An 18151-nucleotide genomic window follows, 5' to 3' on the forward strand; every position below is an offset into this window, starting at 1 on the left:
GGTGAAGCTGCGCTCCCGCGCGACCGCCACGAACCAGAGTAGATCCTTCATGCCGTCGCGTTGCATCGCTGCCTCGTGATCCAGATTTATATCAGGTATCGATAAGTCCATGCGGATTATATCGCCTATTCGAACGAGGTCGACCGCAATATCTTCCCCGCAAGTCGGCGCGGGAGGCTCTCCGGCGCCCCAGTCGGGCTCTGCCAACTGGGTCGAAGATCCCGCATTCACCTGCGGCCGCCCACATCAAAAACGCACAGACGAGAGATCACCATGGACATTATTCGCGCCGGCACGAGGCCCTCCGGCAAAGGTCCCTCGGACTGGTTTACCGGCACGGTCCGCATCGATCCGCTCTTCAACCCGTTCGACGCCGCGCGAGTGCAGGGCGCACAGGTGACCTTCGAGCCCGGCGCCCGCACCGCATGGCACACGCATCCGCTGGGACAGACGCTGATCGTCGTTGCCGGCTTTGGTCGCGTGCAGCGCAAGGGTGGCCCGGTCGAGGAGATCCGGCCAGGCGATGTCGTCTGGTTCGCTCCCGGCGAAAGACATTGGCACGGCGCTTCGCCACAGACCGCGATGGTCCATATCGCCGTCCAGGAGATCAAGGACGGCAAGGCCGTCGAGTGGCTGGAACACGTCACCGACGCCGAATACAGCGCCTGACCTCCCGCGATTGAACGAAAGGAAACAAGCATGCTCGCAACCGTTCTCCACAAGCCCGGCGACATCCGCTGCGAGGAGGTCGCCGATCCGAAAATCCTTCAGCCGACGGACGCCATCATCAAGCTGTCGGCGAGCTGCATCTGCGGTTCGGATCTGTGGCCCTATCGCGGGCTCCAGCCGGTGGACGGCCCGATGCATATGGGCCACGAGTACTGCGGCATCGTCGTCGAGGTCGGCGCAGAGGTGCGCACGGTCCGTCCCGGCCAATTCGTCGTCGGCTCGTTCTGCCTCTCCGACAACACCTGCCCGCATTGCCGCTTCGGCTTCCAGTCTTCCTGCGTACAGCGCGAGTTCATGTCCGGCGCGCAGGCGCCTTATGCCCGCGTGGCGCTGGCCGACGGCACGCTGGTGGCTACCGCCGAGGTTCCGCCGGCCGAACTGGTGCCTGACCTTTTGGCCGTGTCAGACGTGCTCGGCACCGGGTGGTATGCGGCCGACGCGGCCGAGGTGCGGCAAGGATCGACGGTCGTCGTGGTCGGAGACGGCGCCGTCGGCCTGATGGGCGTTCTTGCGGCGAAGGAGATGGGGGCGGAGCGCATCATCGCCATGAGCCGCCATGCAAGCCGCCAGAAACTCGCCCGCGAGTTCGGCGCGACCGACATCGTGGCCGAGCGCGGCGAGGACGGCGTAGCGCGCATCAAGGAACTCACCAGAGGCGTTGGCGCCGACTCGGTGCTGGAATGCGTCGGCACGCGGGAATCGTTCGATCAGGCGCTGGCCTGCTCGCGCCCCGGCGGCACGATCGGCTATGTCGGCGTGCCGCATGGCGTCACCTTTGACGGCCAGAACCTGTTCTTCGGCCAAAAACGCATGCTGGGCGGCCCGGCGCCCGTCCGCCGCTTCCTGCCTGACCTGATTGACCGCGTGCTCAAGGGCAGGATGAAGCCCGGCAAGGTCTTTGACCTGCAGCTGCCGCTGGCGGAAGTCGACGAAGGCTACCGCGCCATGGACGAACGCCGTGCGATCAAGGTGATGCTTTCCGTCTAGTCTAGCCGGCCTCAGTTGCCGGGAAGCGTGGTCCACAGCTTGACGGCAAAGCCGCGCTTGTCGAGCTGCCACGGATTGCCGGTGATCACCGCCTTGCCGTTCCGGCATTTGTAGTAATAGACAGCGTCGTGGCCGGTCACGAAGGCCGGTACGACGTCGTCATTCGGGTTGGCCTTGCAGAATTCATCCGCGCCGGGATTGTCGCGCGCGGCGTTCATCCTGGCGCAAGGCAGGTTGGCGCCGACGAAGCAGACCAGCACCTTGCCGTTCATGCAGCGATAGTTGGCCTGTGCCTGCAATTCGGACTCCTGCGGTGCGCCATTGGCGTCCGGAAACAGCCTTTTGAACGCCTTGGCCGTGCCGTCGTAAAGATCGTGCGAATAGGGGCGGATGGTGTCGTCGTTCTTCACCTGTCGGCACAATTCAGGGAGGTTCGTGGTCGTGGCTGCCGCCGCGCTACTTGGGGCGACGACCCACCAGGCGAAGGTCGACAGCAGCACAGAAGCGAAACCGATCGCCGAAAAGCGCAATGCCCGCATTTTGACGTTCTCAGCAAACTGCGCGGCGACTGCCACGCGAACGAAATCTTAATGTAAATCAAGCGTAATCCCGACAATTAAAATTATGCGTATGTGTTGGGGTTGCGCATGCCGGAATATTCTTCGTTCATCCGGTCGATCCGGATCCGTTATCTGTCTGGATTGCTGATCTTCGCGCTGGCCTCCGCCGTGGTCATGTTTGCGCTCAACCGCGTCAACTCCTTTCGTCATGACGTCGACGCGCTGAGCGGCAATCTGGTCATTTTCGGCCGCGACCTGCGCAACGCGACCAATTTCGCCGAGACCACCGGCACCACCTGGCGCGCCGAGACGCGCGATGGCCTGGTGGCGTCGGCACGTGGCCATTCGGAACGACTTTCCGGCGAGGTCGAGACCCTCACCGCCAGGCTCGCCGCCCTGCGGCCGCGCCTGTCGAAGAACACCCTCAACGAGCTCGATTCCGCTTCCGTGAACGGCGACCTGTTCTGGTCGGCGCGCGACATGGTGCGCAACTTCAACCTGATGTCGGTGGCGCAGAAGGTCGACGAATGGAGCTATCGCGAGATCCGCAACCAGAACGACCTGTTTGCGCAGCCGATGCTGGTCCGCGTCCGCACCGCCATGGACAATGAGCGTCATCTGGCCGACGCGGCCGGCGACAGGCTGCTTCTGTGGGCGAGCTGCCTGTTGTTCGCGGTGCTTGGCATCGTCGCCTTCTGGGTCTTCAGGCCGATGGAAAAGGCGATCCGCCGCGCCTTTGCCGAGACCGCGGCATCGCTGTTCAAGGCCGAGGCCGCCGACCGCGCCAAGTCCGAATTCCTGGCCAATATGAGCCATGAGATCCGCACGCCGATGAATGGCGTGCTCGGCATGGCCGAGCTTCTGGCCAAGACCGAATTGACCACGCGTCAGAAGACCTTCACCGACGTCATCGTCAAATCCGGCAATGCCTTGCTCACCATCATCAACGACATCCTCGACTTCTCCAAGATCAACGCCGGCCAGATGATGCTCGACCCGGCGCCTTTCCGTCTGTCGGAAGCGGTCGAGGACGTGGCGACGCTGGTGTCGGCGCGCGTCGCAGAGAAGAACATCGAGCTCATCGTGCGTGTCGATCCGCGGCTGCCGTCCTTCGTCGTCGGCGATGCCGGGCGCTTCAGGCAGATCGTCACCAATTTGGTCGGCAACGCGGTGAAGTTCACCGAGAAGGGCCACGTGCTGGTCGATGTCGGCGGCGAAGTGACGGACGGCGTCGTCCAGCTCAAGGTTCGTGTCGAGGATACCGGCATCGGCATTCCGGCCGAGAAGCTGCAGAGCGTGTTCGAGAAATTCGCGCAGGTCGACGGCTCCTCGACGCGCCGCCACGAGGGCACCGGCCTTGGCCTGGCGATCGCTGCCCGCCTCGTCGATCTGATGGGCGGCAAGATCGGCGTCGAGAGCGAGATCGGCCGCGGCTCGGTCTTCTGGTTCGCCGTGCCGCTGCCAGCGCACAGCCAGGATGCGCGCGACGAGATCGTGCCGGTCGACGTCACCGGCGCGCGCGTGCTGGTCATCGACGACAATCCGGTCAACCGCGAGATCCTGCTGGAACAGTTGCGGAGCTGGAGCTTCGACTGCGCCGCCGCCGAAAGCGGCGCCGTCGGCCTCGCCTTCCTCGACCGCGCCAGCCAGCTCGGCGCCGCTGTCGACTGCATCATCCTCGACTACCAGATGCCGGGCATGAGCGGCGCCGACGTCGCCAAGGCCATTGCCGCCGACAGCCGCATGTCCTCCATTCCGGTGGTGATCCTGACCTCGGTCGACCAGGTCGATTTCGGCAAGATGGTCATCGATTTCGGCATCGCTGCGCATCTGACCAAGCCGGCGCGCTCGGCCGTCCTCCTCGGCACCGTCATCTCGGTGATCCAGAAGGCGCGTTCCCAGGTCGGCAAGGCACACTTCGTTCGTGAGGCAGTCGCGCCGAAAGCAGCGCCCGCGCCGGCCTTCACCGTTATTCACGGTCCGGCCACACCGGCGCCCCCCGCGCCGGAACCGGCGGCCGCGCCGAACGGTCCGATCGACATCCTCATCGCCGAGGACAATGACGTGAACCAGCTTGTCTTCGGCCAGATCCTAAATGGCCTCGGCCTCAGCTACCGCATCGCCGGCAACGGCCGCACAGCGGTGGAGATGTACAGGGCGCTGCGGCCAAGGCTGATCCTGATGGATGTCTCGATGCCAGAGATGAACGGCTACGAGGCGACCGGCGCCATCCGTCAGATCGAACGGCAGAACGGCAGCCACACGCCGATCATCGGCGTCACCGCCCACGCGCTGAAGGGCGACCGCGAGAAATGCATCGAGGCCGGCATGGACGATTATCTGGCGAAGCCGATCTCGCCCGACCGCCTTGGCAGCAAGATCGGCACCTGGCTCAGCGAGACGGTCGCGGTGAAGACAGCGTGAGGCGCGACCGAGCCCGTTGTCCTACAACTGGAACTTGGCTTTTGTCCGCTCGGCGCATGGGCCGGCCTTGATGGCGACGGACGGCTTGCCGTCCTGCCAGCTGGTCTCGAAGGAGAAGCCTTGCGCATGATCCTGCAGCGCCTCGGGCAGCATTTCCAGGAAGGCGTCCATCGGCACATGCAGGAAGGGCTTGGCCGTTGTCGCCTGCAATGCCCTGGCGATCGAGCTCTTGCCGGCGCTGCCGACCTCATTCAGCGGGACGATCCTGGCTGTCATCTGCGAACGCCCTCCCGCCATCCCGTCAACGGTTGCGCACCACCAGGCAAGCGCCGCCGACGCCGTGCAGTTTCTGGCAGATGCCATTGGCCTCGCCGCGGCTGTCGGCGCCGATTCGAACCGCATAGATGCCGCGCCGGCCGATCGGCGTGCGCACACGGCTGACCACCGGATCGTGATTGGAAAGCAGCGCCGGGAAGCGGCTCCTGACCCTCAGCCACTGGCTGACCGCGGCGCTGCGGCGGAAATTGCCGGCCACCTGCACGCCCCAGGGCTTGACGTTGATCGAGGCCATGGCAACGGTTTGCGACATGATCACCGGCAGCTTGCGGCAGGCGGCGGCGAAGCTTGCGTTGGCATCGAGCGGCTCGATCTTGCCGGCATAGGAGGCATCCGAGAATTTGTCGACCGGCTCGCCCATGACGTCGAAGACGTAGCTCTCGGTCTCCATCGGCAGGAAGCCGCCGGAGCCGAGCCAGCGCGACACGCGGTTCTCGCCGGCGTTGTAGGCGGCGGCCGCCAGGCCGAGATTGCCGTAGCTAACCTTCATTTCGGCAAGGTATTTCGCCGAGGCGGGAATAGCCTGCTCGATGTCGAAAGGGTTGGCCAATCCCCGCATCTTTGCCGTACCCGGCATGAACTGGGCAATGCCTTCGGCGCCAACGGGGCTCACCGCATTGGGATCGAACCGGCTCTCCTTCCAGATCAGCCGGGCGAAGAAATCCTTAGGCAGGCCGTTGCCGACGGCGTGCGCCTCGATCAGATTGCAGACCTTGCCGATGAGCCGCTGCTTGGCGGACGGCGGCGGATCGGCTTGTGCTGTTGCAGCCCAGCCCGCCACGCAAAACAGGATCAGCGTCGCCCTCAGGAAACGCCGCATCAGGTCTACTCCGCAGCGGCTTTGCCGCGTCCGTAGCGCTGCTCGATATAGTCGGCGACCATCTTCTCGAAATCCTGGGCGATCGAAGGACCGCGCAGGGTCGCCGCCTTTTTGCCGTCGACGAACACCGGCGCCGTCGGCGTCTCGCCGGTGCCGGGCAGCGATATGCCGATATCGGCATGCTTGGATTCGCCGGGACCGTTGACGATGCAGCCCATCACCGCGACCTTGAGGTTCTCGACCCCTGGATACTTCTCGCGCCACACCGGCATGTTCTTGCGGAGATCGGCCTGGATGTTCTGGGCGAGTTCCTGGAATACCGTCGAGGTGGTGCGGCCGCAGCCGGGGCAAGCCGCGACGATCGGCACGAACTGGCGGAAGCCCATCGTCTGCAGCAGTTCCTGCGACACCTGCACCTCGCGCGTGCGGTCGCCGTTCGGCTCCGGCGTCAGCGAGATGCGGATCGTGTCGCCGATGCCTTGCTGCAGCAGGATGCCCATGGCAGCGGACGAGGCGACGATGCCCTTCGTGCCCATGCCGGCCTCGGTGAGGCCGAGATGCAGCGCATGGTTGGAGCGGGTGGCGAGCTCGGTGTAGACGGCGATCAGGTCCTGTACGCCGCTCACCTTGGCCGACAGGATGATCTTGTCGCGGCCAAGGCCAATCTCTTCGGCCATCTCTGCCGACAGGATCGCCGACTGCACGATCGCCTCGCGGGTGACCTCCTGCGCGGTGAGCGGAAAGCCTTGCGCCTGGTTCTCGTCCATCAGCCGCGTCAGCAGTTCCTGGTCGAGCGAGCCCCAGTTGACGCCGATGCGCACCGGCTTGTCGTATTTGATCGCCATCTCGACGATCGCGGCGAACTGCCGGTCCTTCTTGTCCTTGAAGCCGACATTGCCGGGATTGATGCGGTATTTCGCCAGCGCCTCGGCGCAGGCCGGATGGTCAGCAAGCAGCTTGTGGCCGATATAGTGGAAATCGCCGACCAGCGGCACATTGATGCCGAGCCGCGCCAACCGGTCGCGGATGGCGGGTACGGCGGCGGCGCTTTCGTCACGGTCGACGGTGATACGCACGATCTCGGAGCCGGCGCGGTGCAGCGCCGCGACCTGGGCGACCGTCTGATCGACATCGGCAGTGTCGGTGTTGGTCATCGACTGCACGACGACAGGCGCGCCGCCGCCGACGATCACGCCGCCAACGTCGACGCCGACCGATGCGCGGCGCGGGAAGGGGGAAGAAAAATATCCGGTCATGCCGGCACCTTTTGCTCAGAGCATAGCGTGCTCAAGGGTCCGGGCATGAGGTGGAGGAGCAAAGATGGCTTGTCAATGGCAATGGGTGGGCGAAAAGCCGCAATCGGCGCGGCGGCGATGCGACCGTTGCGCACCGCCGTGGCCGACTGCTGAGCCAATTCACATGTCGAGATGAATGGCGGGAGCAGTCTAGACGGCGCCCGATGCACGCAATTCGCATGCCTGAAGCGACCGGATCGTCTGTCGGGACAAAAAACAGAACATCTCCGGTGACAGGACTGCCACCGGAAAGATGATCGCGCGCCGAAGGCGGCGCGGCTTTTGTTAGAGGAGCGTCAGTGCGTCGTCGGTTTCGCCTTCAGCTTTTCAATCTCGTCCTTGATTGCCAGCTTGCGCCGCTTGAGATTCACGATTTCGAGGTCGTCGACCGATGGATGGTTCATCGCATCGGTGAGCTCGCGTTCGATGTCACCGTGTTTCCGCTGCAACTCATCAAGATGGGATGCAAGAGACATGATTGGTTCTCCCTTTCATGGTTTCCTCGATTGCAGCCGCCAAAATGCGCCCACCGCCAGTCCGCATCTGTGACAGCACGATGACACTTTGCCACCAACCAATCCCGATGTCGAATACCCTGTGGTAGCATTCCACGACAATGTGAAATGTGATATGAGCGGCGCGCCGGTTGCAAAACCCCACCGGCCCCGCCCAATCAGGCCCATCTCTTGGGCGCCGCAGACGTGCAGACGGTAGAGAATGTCCGAACAGGAACAGGCCGAGATCCGGCTCGAATTTTCCCGCCTGAAGCAGGAACACGCCGATTTCGACGCCGCCATCAATGCGATGATCGCAACCGGCTGCGACCCCCTGCAGATTCAGCGCATGAAGAAGAAGAAACTCTTCCTCAAGGACCGGCTGATGGCGCTGGAAGATCGCATCATCCCCGACATCATCGCCTGACCGATGGCCGGGCCTCGCGGCCCGATCGGCTCACGCCGCGATCGACAGCCGTGCCGCGCGCTCACGCAGAAGGGCGATGAGTTCGCCTGTCCGCTCCTCGGATGTGTCTATCGGAACGACCAGGCACATCGTTGCCTCGACCTTGCCCGGCGCCGAAAAAACCGGCGCGGCCAGGCATTTGGTGTAGGCGTCGACGAGCCCTGAGGTCACGCAATAGCCCGTGGCCCGTGCCTTGCCGATGTCGTCGATGAAATCGTCGAGTTCGAGCTTGCGGCCGTCCGGCAGAATGAGGTCGCCCTCGGTAATCATGGCTTCGATCCGGCCCCGTTCGAAGCCCGCAAGCAGCAGCCTGCCGGAAGCGGTCCAGGGGAGCGGTATCTGCAGGCCGGTGGCCGAGCTGATGCGGAACGGCCTCGTGCCGGGACTGGAATGGATGATCGTGTAGCGGCCGCTCTGCAGCATGCACAATTCGGATGTCTCGCCCGTCTCCTGTGACAGGTTGTCGACCTCCTGGCGGCCCCTCCGCAGCAGGTCGTTGCCGCGCACATAGTCCATTCCATAGAGATAGAGCTTCTTGCCGAAATAGACGCGGTTGCCGTCACCGGCCATTTCCAGGAGCCCCGCGTCGACCAGCGAGCGCACCAGCGTATAGGTGGTCGAACGCGGCGCGTTCACGCCCTTGGCGAGATCGCCGATGCCGATCGCGCGCTGTGTCGTGTGCAGGTACTCCAGGATCTCCAGCACCCGGTTGAGGCCTTTCTCGCGTGAGACCTTGTCCTCGTTCGGACTCTGCCGATCCATGACGTCATTGCCATCTTGCATTGCTGATTTCCGGTGCTAGTATCTGTCTTGTACAAGATACACGTGTCTTTTGTAAGAGACAATCAAATCGAATGCACGTGTATCTGCAAAGGGGAACACACGAAAGGAGGTCGCCGTGAACGACACATCCAAAAGGCGTGAATTTCTGAAACTGGGAATGGCTGGACTGGCAACGGCCGGCGTGATGAGCGTGGCGGCGACGGTCGATGCGAAAAAGGCGGCCGCGCAGGCAGCGCCGGACAGCTTGCTGCGTACGGTGCTCGATCGCGGCAAGCTGATCGTCGGCACCGGCAGCACCAACGCGCCCTGGCATTTCGAGAACGATGCCGGCGAGCTTGTCGGCATGGACATCACCATGGGCCGGATCCTGGCCAAGGGCCTGTTCGACGATCCGACCAAGGTCGAGTTCGTCATGCAGGACCCGGCGCAGCGCATTCCGAACGTTACCACCAACAAGGTGGACATCACCATCCAGTTCATGACCATGACGGCCCAGCGTTCGCAGTTGATCAACTTCTCGCGGCCCTACTATGTCGAAGGCGTCGCCCTGCTGACCTTGCCGGGAGCCGAAAACAAGACCTTCGACAAATTGCTTGCCGCCGGTTCGGCGACCCGCGTCTCGATCCTGCAGAACGTCGATGCCGAAACCTCGGTCCGTTTCGCCCTGCCGCAGGCTCAGGTGATGCAGATCGACACTCAGGCCAACGTGCTGCAGGCGCTGGAATCCAAGCGCGTCGACGCCGCCGCCGTCGATCTCTCGACTGTGCGCTGGCTCGCCTCGCGCAATCCCGACAAATACTTCGACGCCGGCAAGAGCTGGTACTCGATGCTCTACGGCGCCGCGCTTCGGCAGGGCGATCTCGACTGGCTGACCTTTGTCAACCAGACCTTCACCATCGCCATGTTCGGCCACGAAACGGCGCTCTACGACGCCGCCTTCAAGGACTATTTCGGGCTGGAGCCGCCGGCGCGTCATCCGGGCTTCCCGGTCATCTGATGCCGTTCGGGGAAAGGGTGTTTCCGGCACCCTTCCATCCCCTCCCAGCGCGGCGCGGCCTCTTCGCGCCGCGCCGGATATTTTGAGGCCAACGCATATGGGCTACGCGCTCAATTTCAACCTGATCTGGCGCCATTTCGACAAGCTGTGGGGCGGGCTGCTGCTCAGTCTCGAGCTTGCCGTCATCTCGATCGCCATCGGCATCGTCATCGGGCTGGTGCTGGCGGTCTGGTACGTTTCGGCCGGACGCACGGTGCGGGCGATCATCGCCGCCTATGTCGAGTTCATCCGCAACGTGCCGCTGATCCTGCTGGTCTATCTGGTCTTCTACGGTCTGCCGACTGTGATCGATATCGCCTACAGCGCGCCGACCTCGTTTGTCCTGACACTGTCGGTCTATAGCGGCGCCTACCTGGTCGAAGTCTTCCGTTCCGGCCTCGAGGCCGTGCCGCGCGGCCAACTCGATGCCGGCAAGGCGATCGGCCTGACCCCATGGCAGCGGCTGCTGCATGTGCGTCTGCCGACGATGCTGCGCATCACGCTGCCGGCGCTCTCCAACACCTTCATCTCGCTGTTCAAGGACACCTCGATCGCCTCGGTCATCTCGGTGCCCGAGCTCACCTACGGCGCCCAGTGGATCAACTTCAACACCTTCCGCATCGTCGAGGTCTACCTGGTCACCACGGCCATGTATCTGGTGACCGGCTATGCGCTGCTTTTCGCGCTCAGGCTCGTCGAGCGCCGGTTCAGGGCGGCACGCTGACATGCTGAGCCAGATCCTCTACGCCGTGCCGTTCCTCGCCCAGGGCTTCGCCATCACCCTGTGGGTGTCGCTGCTGGTCGTGGTGCTTTCGCTTATCGCCGGTGTCGCGCTCGGCGTCGGCCTGGTCTATGGCCCCGCCCCGCTGCGCTGGGCGGTGCGCATCTTCAGCGACACCATCCGCGGCATCCCGATTTTGGTGTTGATGTTCTTTGTCTATTACGGCCTGCCCGCGATCGGGCTTCACCTGCAGTCCTTCTGGGCCGCGGTGCTGGCGCTCACGCTGTTCAAGACGGCGCAGGTCGTCGAATATCTGCGCGGCGCCGTCGCCTCAATCCCCAAGGGCCAGTCCGAAGCGGCGATGGCGATCGGGCTGACCTTCCGCCAGCAGCTGACCTACGTCATCTTTCCGCAGGCCTTCAGGCGCTTCCTGCCGCCCTGGATCAATGGCGTCACCGACGCGGTCAAGGGCAGCGCGCTGGTCTCGCTGCTCGGCATCACCGACCTGATGCAGGCGATCAACCAGGTCATCGGCCGCACCTATGAAGCGATGCCGCTCTATATCCTCGGCGCGCTGGTCTACTTCGCGGTCAACTACGCCCTTTCGCTCGCCAGCCGGCGGCTGGAACGGCGCTTCTCCTTCATTAGGGAATAGCATGATGTCCGACGCCTCGAACGCCAGTCCCGCGCTGCTCGAAGTCCGCGATGTCTCCAAGGCCTTCGGTCCCGTCGAAGTGCTCCGCTCCGTCAGCCTCGAGGTCGCGCGCGGCGAAGTGGTGACCATCGTCGGGCCCTCCGGCAGCGGCAAGACCACTCTGCTGCGCTGCGTCAACTTCCTCGAAAGCTACGACAGCGGCTCGATCCGTATTGACGGCAGAGAGGTTGGCTACCGCGAAACTGGAACGCGCCAGCGCCGCGGCGAGCGCGATCTCGCCGCCATGCGCGCCGAGACCGGCATGGTGTTCCAGAGCTTCAACCTGTTCCCGCATCTGACGGCGGCCGGCAACATCATGCTCGGCCTCACCAAAGTGCGGAAGAAGAGCGAAGCCGAGGCGCGCACCATTGCCGAGCACTGGCTCGGCCGCGTCGGTCTCGCCCACAAGGCCGACAGCCTGCCGGCCGAACTGTCCGGCGGCCAGCAGCAGCGCGTTGGCATTGCGCGCGCCGTGGCGATGGATCCGAAGATCCTGCTTCTCGACGAGATCACCTCGGCGCTCGATCCGGAGCTGGTCGGCGAAGTGCTGGCCGTCGTGCGCAGGCTCGCCGAGGACGGCATGACCATGCTGATGGTGACGCATGAGATGGCCTTCGCCCGCGACGCTTCGAGCCGCATCGTCTTCATGGCCGATGGCGGTGTCAGCGCCGTTGGCCCGCCGAAGGAGATCCTGGCGGCGGAGACCTCCAACGAGCGCCTCCGCAGCTTCCTGGCGCGCTTCCGCGCCTCGCAGTTCTGACATCGGGCAGCGACCCAAAGCAACTCCAGGAAAAGTGTAAGCGGTTTTCCGTCTGGAGTTGCGTAGAACAAAGAGCCGCCGCAAGGAGAATACATGACGCCTTACATCCGGCTCGCCGAACTCGGCCTCCAGCTGCCCGAGCCGCCGACGCCCATCGCCAACTTCGTCACCCATGCCGAGGCCGGCCGGCTGATCTTCCTTTCCGGACAGGGGCCCCTGCGGTCCGACGGTACGCTCTGCACCGGCAAGGTCGGCGAGGATGTCACCGTCGAGGAGGCCTATCAGCATGCCCGCCTCACCGGGCTTAACCTGCTGGCTGTCATGCATGCGGCCGCCGGCGACCTCGGCCGCATCGTGCGCGTCGTCAAGCTGCTCGGCTTCGTCAACGCCACGCCGACCTTTAGCGACCACCCGAAGGTGGTGAATGGCTGCTCCGATCTTTTCGCCAACGTCTTTGATAGGATCGGCGGGCACGCGCGCTCGGCGATCGGCGTCGGCTCGCTGCCGGGCAACATCACGGTCGAAATCGAGGCGGTGGTCGAAATCGCCGCCTGAGGTCTTTTCAAGATGGGATTCCAGAGATGACGATCTCCAACATGACAATCCGCGAACGTCTCGGCCTGCGCCCGATCATCAACGTCTCCGGCACGATGACGACGCTCGGCGCCTCGATCATCGTTCCGGAAGCGATCGCCGCGATGGCCGAGATCGCCTCGCAATGGGTGGAGATGGACGACCTGCAGCGCGCTGCCAGCACGGTCATCACGCGGCTGACCGGCGGCGAAGCCGGCTTCATCACCGCCTGCTGCGCCTCAGGCATCACAATGGCGATCGCCGGCGCGATGACCGGCACCAACCTTCTGGCGATCGAGCGGCTGCCCGACGACACCGAGGGCCTCAAGTCGGAGGTCGTTATCCAGCTCGGCCACATCGTCAACTACGGCGCGCCGATCGACCAGTCGATCCGGGTGGCCGGCGCAAGGGTCGTCCCGGCGGGCACCGTCAGCGTCACGCAGGACTATCATGTGCGCGAGGCGATCAACGAGCGCACGGCGGCCGCCCTCTACGTCGTCGCCCATCACACCGTGCAGTACGGCATGCTGTCGCTGGAGGAGTTCTGCGATATCTGCCACGCCAAGGGCGTGCCGGTGATCGTGGACGCCGCTTCCGAATACGATCTGCGCAGCTTCCTGGCGCGTGGCGCCGACATCGTCGTTTACAGCGGTCACAAATTCCTCTCGGGCCCGACCAGCGGCATCGTCACCGGCCGCAAGAATCTGGTGCGCACGGCCTATTTGCAGAACCGCGGTGTTGCGCGAGCCATGAAGGTCGGCAAGGAGAGCATCGCCGGCACGATGGCGGCGCTGGAAGCCTGGGAGAAGCGCGACCATGCCGGCATACGTCGGCGCGAGGAAGCGGCGCTCAATCTGTGGAAGGACGCGCTGCAGGGTCTACCCGGCATCGCCGCGCGCATCATTCCCGATCCGACTGCCAATCCGCTCGACCGCCTGCAAATATTCGTCGCGCCCGAAAGCCGCTTCACCGCCGCCGGCCTCGCCTCGGCGCTGGCCGCCGGCTTGCCGCCGATCATCGTGCGCAACCACGAGGTCGAGCGCGGCCACTTCTTCCTCGATCCGTGCAATCTCCATCCCGGCGAGGCCGAGATCGTCGCCGAGCGCCTGCGCGCCGTGCTGGCCGCGAATGACCGCCCGGCCGACGCGATGAAAGCGGCGCGCAAGGATTCAGCCGGATCGCTGCGCTGGCCGGACTAGGCTCCCGTGGCCGCGGCCTTGCTGCGGCGACAATCCTTGCGGCGATTGGCGAATTCCGCTAAGGCGCGCCTTTGCCGCCGGGAGCGAAAACTTTGACCGATCAGCGTGCCGACGTCGCCATCATCATGGGCAGCCAGTCCGACTGGGCGACGATGCGTCATGCAGCGGAAACACTGGACGCGCTGGGCATCCCGCACAAGCGGCTGATCGTCTCGGCCCACCGCACCCCCGACCGGCTCTATGATTTCGCCAAGAGCGCCAAGGCGGCCGGCTACAAGGTTATCATCGCCGGCGCCGGCGGCGCCGCGCACCTGCCCGGCATGACGGCGGCGATGACGCCGCTTCCGGTCTTCGGCGTGCCGGTGGAATCGAAGGCGCTGTCGGGCCAGGATTCGCTGCTCTCCATCGTCCAGATGCCGGCCGGCATTCCGGTCGGCACGCTGGCCATCGGCAAGGCGGGTGCCGCGAACGCGGCGCTGCTGGCCCCCGCCGTGCTGGCGCTAAACGACGACCGGCTGGCCGCCCGGCTGGACGCCTGGCGCGCCGCCCAGACCGCCAAGGTTGCCGCCGAACCGACGGACGCGCCATGAGCCTGCCGGCGGGATCGACCATCGGCATCATCGGCGGCGGCCAGCTCGGCCGCATGCTGGCGATGGCCGCGGCCCGTCTCGGCTATCGTACGGCGGTGCTCGAACCGCAGGCCGATTGCCCGGCGGCCCAGGTCGCCAACCGCCAGATAACAGCCGCCTATGACGATGCCGCGGCCCTCGCCGAACTCGCCGCGGCCAGCGCCGTCGTCACCTACGAATTCGAGAACGTGCCGGTGGCCGCCGCCAGCACGCTGGCCGCCAAGGTGCCGGTCTACCCGCCGGCGCGCGCCCTCGAAGTGGCGCAGGACCGGCTGGCCGAGAAAAAATTCCTTAACGGCATCGGCATTGCCACGGCCGAGTTTCGCGCAATCGACAATGACGCCGAACTGACGGCGGCGCTGAAGGAATTCGGCGGCAGCGGCATCCTGAAGACCAGGCGCCTGGGCTATGACGGCAAGGGCCAGCGCGTCTTCCGCAATATGGACACCGGTGGCTTTTCCGGCACCTGCGAGGCGATGGGCAACGTGCCGCTGATCCTCGAATCCTTCGTCGCCTTCGAGCGCGAGATCTCGGTGATCGCCGCGCGTGGTCCTGACGGGAGCATCGCCGCCTTCGATCCGGCCGAGAATGTCCATCGCGACGGCATCCTGCACACGTCGACCCTACCGGCAAGAATCAGCCATCAGACGGCGGCGGCGGCGCAGGCCGCGGCGGCAAAGATATTGGCCGCGCTCGATTATGTCGGCGTCATCGGCGTCGAGTTCTTCGTACTTGCCGACGGCTCGCTGCTCGCCAACGAGATGGCGCCGCGCGTCCATAATTCCGGCCACTGGACGGAGGCCGCCGCGACGGTCTCCCAGTTCGAGCAGCATATCCGCGCCGTCGCCGGCCTGCCGCTGGGCACGCCCGGCCGCCACTCGGACTGCGTGATGGAAAACCTGATCGGCGACGACATCAAACGCGTTCCGGCCCTGCTCGCCGAGCCCGACCTGATGTTGCATCTCTACGGCAAGGCCGAATCGCGCCCCGGCCGCAAGATGGGTCATTTCACCCGCGTCAGCCGTCGAAGTTGAGCATGATCTGGAAGCCGGTTGCCGACAACGGCCGGCTTACTGCATATCCTGATCTTCGTCCTCGTCTGGGCTGGCGCAGCTTGCATCGCCTTCCTGGCAGTTGCGGCCGGAAGTGAGCTGTTTGACGCGCTCGTTGGTCAGCTCCGTCAGGCACTGCGAGACCTCCATCGGATGGATGGAGCCGCCCTCGCTGTCCGCCGCGGAATAGGCGCATTCCGCGTCGCGGAACGTGATCCAGGCGCGCTGCGCCGCCTGCAGCATTTTGTTGGACTTCTCGTCGCCATCGCCGACAAGACCCTTGTAGGTTGCATTGAGCTTGGCGTCGGCGGCCTGGTAGTCGGCATCGGCGCAGATATTCATCATCTGCTGGCTGTCGTCGTTGCGGTCGCATTCCTGCGCCCGCGCGGCCGGGGCCGCCGCCAGCACGGCAAGACAGGCGAACAGAAACATCGGGCGCATCAGCGTCTCCAAATCATCTCGCGGGCCGACGGCACCATTCCAGCCCGATCCCGGCCGCGCAATGCCACAGAGCGGAGATGGCGAACATTTGATTGCCAGGCATTTGCGCACGCCATAAAGCATGCTTGCGGTTGACACGGGCAAGCCTCCTCGTTTATGAGCCACGCAAGTTCAAAGGCGCGCTTTTTCGGGCGCGCCTTTAAAATTCGGCCCGGCAGCGGGCCCTGACCGAACAGGCAAGACCATGAAGATCAAGAATTCGCTCAAGGCGCTGAAGGCCCGTCACCGTGACAACCGACTGGTTCGTCGCAAGGGCCGCATCTACATCATCAACAAGACCGCCCCGCGTTACAAGGCGCGTCAGGGCTGAGCCTTGTGCGCGGCTCAGCGCATGTCGCCCAAAAGTGCCGAAGCGGTTTTGGGACAACGACATGCAAAAGAGACCACACCGCGCCCGATGTTTGTCGCCGGCCTGCCGGCTCCTTCACGCTAAAATCACTTTGACGATCCGCCGACCGGGACTAGATTCCGGCGATGCGGATTCGTCTTGCTTTTCTCGCGACCCTTTGCCTGTCCGGCGCGGTCCTGCCGGCCGCCCTCTTGCCGCTCACTGTCTTGCTGGCCTGGGCGGATGATCCGGTCGCTCCCCCCGTCGCCACGACCAGCCAGGCCCGCCTCGACCAGCTATTCACCGACCTGAAGCGCGAGCGCAACGAAAAGGCCGCGACGCGCATAGCCCAGCGTATCTGGAGCGAATGGGCCCAGTCCGGCAGCGCCTCGATCGACCTGATGATGCAATGGTCGCAAAAGGCGATGGAAAACCAGAAATACGACGTCGCGCTCGATTTCCTCGACCAGGTGGTGACCTTGCAGCCGACGTATGCTGAAGGCTGGAACCGCCGCGCCACTGTGCATTTCATGATGAAGAACTACGGTAAGTCGATGTCGGACATCGACCACACGCTGCACCTTGAGCCGCGCCATTTCGGCGCTCTGTCCGGCCTGGCGCAGATCATGGCCGAGACCGGCCACAAGCAGTCGGCCCTTGAAGCCTGGCAGAAGGTGCTCGCCATCTACCCGATGATGCGCAGCGCCCAGGACCAGGTCTCGACGCTGTCGGAGGAGCTTGCCGGCGAAGGCATTTGATTTAGGGGAATAAGGCAGTAGGGCAATATGTGAAGTGCCTCGAGTGGCTCGCCCTACTGCCCTACTGCCCTACTGCCCTACTGCCCTACTGCCCTACTGCCCTACCCTAGAACTATTTCCGCTCCGTTCCGTATTCTCCATTATGAACCTCGTCTACGCTGTGTTTGCCTTCTTCCTCGCGCTCCTCTTCGCCTTTGCCGGAGTCACCCGAGCAGGTCACTGGCTGATCGAGCGCCGCAATCTGCCTGTCGGCGACTTCGCCGACATCGGCGGCGCGCGCATCCACTATGTCCATGTCCCGGCGCCGGCGAACCCGGAGTTGCCGCCGATCGTCTTCCTCCACGGCGCCAGCGCCAATCTCAAGGATCAGATGCTGCCCCTGCGGCCGCTGCTCGAAGGCCGCGCCGAGATGCTGTTCCTGGATCGGCCCGGATTCGGCTGGTCCGGACGCGGCGACAATGAGACCTTGCCCGCGCAGGCCAACACCATCGCTGCGCTGATGGATCGCCTTGGCATGAAGACGGCGATCATCGTCGGCCATTCCTTCGGCGGCGCGGTCGCCACCGCCTTTGCCCGCAAGCATCCGGACAAGACGCAGGGCCTCGTCTTCCTGTCGCCGGCCAGCCATCCTTGGCCAGGCGGCGCGACTGCCTGGTACTACAATCTGACAGCCATTCCCCTGATCGGTCCGCTGTTTTCCGAGACACTGGCCTATCCAGCGGGAGCGTTGCGCATCGATGCCGCCACCGCCTGCGTCTTTGCCCCCAACAAGGTGCCGGACGGCTACGTCGCCGCCGCCTCGATCCCGCTTGTTCTGCGGCCTGGCGCCTTTCGCGCCAACGCCGCCGACGTGGCGGGGCTCTACAGCTACGCGCGCGATGCCTCGACGCACTACCGCGACATCAAGGCGCCGACCGTGATCATTTCCGGCGATCGCGATAAGGTCGTCTACGCGACCATCCATTCGACCGGCCTTGCCCGCGATATCCCCGGCGCTGAGCTAGTC

General features: G+C 64.5%; 22 protein-coding genes. 15 read left to right on the top strand and 7 right to left on the bottom strand.

The genetic code is table 11. From position 1 onward, the window contains the following. Window positions 1-273: 273 nt before the first annotated feature. On the top strand, window positions 274-669 hold the full coding sequence (locus EN781_RS05140; RefSeq protein WP_126057940.1) for a cupin domain-containing protein: 396 nt from the start codon (window positions 274-276) through the stop codon (window positions 667-669). Between the two features lie 30 nt (window positions 670-699). Then, window positions 700-1716, top strand: coding sequence for a zinc-dependent alcohol dehydrogenase family protein (locus EN781_RS05145; protein WP_126057939.1), 1017 nt, complete (start codon window positions 700-702; stop codon window positions 1714-1716). 11 nt (window positions 1717-1727) lie between these two features. On the opposite strand, the gene EN781_RS05150 is transcribed toward EN781_RS05145, so the two are convergent. Continuing rightward, window positions 1728-2291 (bottom strand): hypothetical protein, encoded by a 564-nt coding sequence (locus EN781_RS05150; protein WP_127399833.1) that lies wholly within the window; start codon window positions 2289-2291, stop codon window positions 1728-1730. A gap of 72 nt (window positions 2292-2363) precedes the next feature. On the opposite strand from EN781_RS05150, the gene EN781_RS05155 reads away from it, so the two are divergent. Beyond that, window positions 2364-4700, top strand: coding sequence for a response regulator (locus tag EN781_RS05155; protein ID WP_126057937.1), 2337 nt, complete (start codon window positions 2364-2366; stop codon window positions 4698-4700). A 21-nt stretch (window positions 4701-4721) separates the two neighbouring features. Here the strand turns inward: EN781_RS05155 and EN781_RS05160 are convergent, their stop codons facing one another. The 4 genes from EN781_RS05160 to EN781_RS05175 all read right to left on the bottom strand — a co-directional run bounded on the left by EN781_RS05160 (window position 4722) and on the right by EN781_RS05175 (window position 7627). Beyond that, window positions 4722-4976 carry a hypothetical protein gene (locus EN781_RS05160; protein WP_245455352.1) on the bottom strand — a complete coding sequence of 85 codons (255 nt, stop codon included), beginning with the start codon at window positions 4974-4976 and terminating at the stop codon, window positions 4722-4724. A 25-nt stretch (window positions 4977-5001) separates the two neighbouring features. Beyond that, window positions 5002-5856: a lytic transglycosylase domain-containing protein gene (locus EN781_RS05165; protein WP_126057936.1), complete on the bottom strand. Its 855-nt coding sequence runs from the start codon at window positions 5854-5856 to the stop codon at window positions 5002-5004. 5 nt (window positions 5857-5861) lie between these two features. Then, entirely contained in the window at window positions 5862-7112 is a 1251-nt protein-coding gene (gene ispG / locus EN781_RS05170; RefSeq protein WP_126057935.1) for a flavodoxin-dependent (E)-4-hydroxy-3-methylbut-2-enyl-diphosphate synthase, read from the bottom strand. A 335-nt stretch (window positions 7113-7447) separates the two neighbouring features. Then, on the bottom strand, window positions 7448-7627 hold the full coding sequence (locus EN781_RS05175; RefSeq protein ID WP_126057934.1) for a YdcH family protein: 180 nt from the start codon (window positions 7625-7627) through the stop codon (window positions 7448-7450). 241 nt (window positions 7628-7868) lie between these two features. Between EN781_RS05175 and EN781_RS05180 the strand changes: the two genes are divergently transcribed. Further along, on the top strand, window positions 7869-8072 hold the full coding sequence (locus EN781_RS05180; RefSeq protein WP_126057933.1) for a YdcH family protein: 204 nt from the start codon (window positions 7869-7871) through the stop codon (window positions 8070-8072). 30 nt (window positions 8073-8102) lie between these two features. Here the strand turns inward: EN781_RS05180 and EN781_RS05185 are convergent, their stop codons facing one another. Continuing rightward, the gene (locus EN781_RS05185) at window positions 8103-8873 is read right to left on the bottom strand and encodes an IclR family transcriptional regulator (RefSeq protein ID WP_245492545.1); all 771 of its coding nucleotides are present in this window, start codon (window positions 8871-8873) and stop codon (window positions 8103-8105) included. A 136-nt stretch (window positions 8874-9009) separates the two neighbouring features. Here EN781_RS05185 and EN781_RS05190 point away from each other — a divergent pair, with 136 nt between their 5' ends. The 8 genes from EN781_RS05190 to EN781_RS05225 all read left to right on the top strand — a co-directional run bounded on the left by EN781_RS05190 (window position 9010) and on the right by EN781_RS05225 (window position 15540). Continuing rightward, window positions 9010-9891: a transporter substrate-binding domain-containing protein gene (locus tag EN781_RS05190; protein WP_126057931.1), complete on the top strand. Its 882-nt coding sequence runs from the start codon at window positions 9010-9012 to the stop codon at window positions 9889-9891. Window positions 9892-9988: 97 nt separating this feature from the next. Next, a complete protein-coding gene (locus EN781_RS05195) occupies window positions 9989-10654 on the top strand; it encodes an amino acid ABC transporter permease (protein ID WP_126057930.1) in 666 nt (221 codons plus the stop codon). 1 nt (window position 10655) lies between these two features. After that, window positions 10656-11306 (top strand): amino acid ABC transporter permease, encoded by a 651-nt coding sequence (locus EN781_RS05200; protein WP_126057929.1) that lies wholly within the window; start codon window positions 10656-10658, stop codon window positions 11304-11306. A gap of 4 nt (window positions 11307-11310) precedes the next feature. Beyond that, the gene (locus tag EN781_RS05205; protein WP_126059334.1) at window positions 11311-12105 is read left to right on the top strand and encodes an amino acid ABC transporter ATP-binding protein; all 795 of its coding nucleotides are present in this window, start codon (window positions 11311-11313) and stop codon (window positions 12103-12105) included. Window positions 12106-12198: 93 nt separating this feature from the next. Next, the gene (locus EN781_RS05210; RefSeq protein ID WP_126057928.1) at window positions 12199-12660 is read left to right on the top strand and encodes a RidA family protein; all 462 of its coding nucleotides are present in this window, start codon (window positions 12199-12201) and stop codon (window positions 12658-12660) included. 41 nt (window positions 12661-12701) lie between these two features. Then, the gene (locus tag EN781_RS05215) at window positions 12702-13877 is read left to right on the top strand and encodes an aminotransferase class V-fold PLP-dependent enzyme (protein ID WP_245455773.1); all 1176 of its coding nucleotides are present in this window, start codon (window positions 12702-12704) and stop codon (window positions 13875-13877) included. A gap of 92 nt (window positions 13878-13969) precedes the next feature. Beyond that, window positions 13970-14467, top strand: a complete 498-nt coding sequence (gene purE / locus EN781_RS05220) for a 5-(carboxyamino)imidazole ribonucleotide mutase (protein ID WP_127399834.1) — start codon at window positions 13970-13972, stop codon at window positions 14465-14467. Beyond that, window positions 14464-15540, top strand: a complete 1077-nt coding sequence (locus EN781_RS05225; RefSeq protein ID WP_127399835.1) for a 5-(carboxyamino)imidazole ribonucleotide synthase — start codon at window positions 14464-14466, stop codon at window positions 15538-15540. Before purE ends, EN781_RS05225 begins: the two co-directional genes overlap by 4 nt. 36 nt (window positions 15541-15576) lie before the next feature. On the opposite strand, the gene EN781_RS05230 is transcribed toward EN781_RS05225, so the two are convergent. Beyond that, window positions 15577-15999 carry a lysozyme inhibitor LprI family protein gene (locus EN781_RS05230; protein ID WP_126057924.1) on the bottom strand — a complete coding sequence of 141 codons (423 nt, stop codon included), beginning with the start codon at window positions 15997-15999 and terminating at the stop codon, window positions 15577-15579. Between the two features lie 244 nt (window positions 16000-16243). Here EN781_RS05230 and ykgO point away from each other — a divergent pair, with 244 nt between their 5' ends. The 3 genes from ykgO to EN781_RS05245 all read left to right on the top strand — a co-directional run. After that, a complete protein-coding gene (ykgO, locus tag EN781_RS05235; protein ID WP_040974291.1) occupies window positions 16244-16369 on the top strand; it encodes a type B 50S ribosomal protein L36 in 126 nt (41 codons plus the stop codon). A gap of 164 nt (window positions 16370-16533) precedes the next feature. Beyond that, the gene (locus EN781_RS05240; RefSeq protein WP_126057923.1) at window positions 16534-17145 is read left to right on the top strand and encodes a hypothetical protein; all 612 of its coding nucleotides are present in this window, start codon (window positions 16534-16536) and stop codon (window positions 17143-17145) included. 142 nt (window positions 17146-17287) lie between these two features. After that, window positions 17288-18151 (top strand): alpha/beta hydrolase (locus EN781_RS05245; protein ID WP_145965448.1); only part of this gene is annotated, 864 nt, incomplete at its 3' end.

The sequence above is a fragment of the Mesorhizobium sp. M4A.F.Ca.ET.090.04.2.1 genome (assembly GCF_003999085.1).
GTDB lineage: Bacteria > Pseudomonadota > Alphaproteobacteria > Rhizobiales > Rhizobiaceae > Mesorhizobium.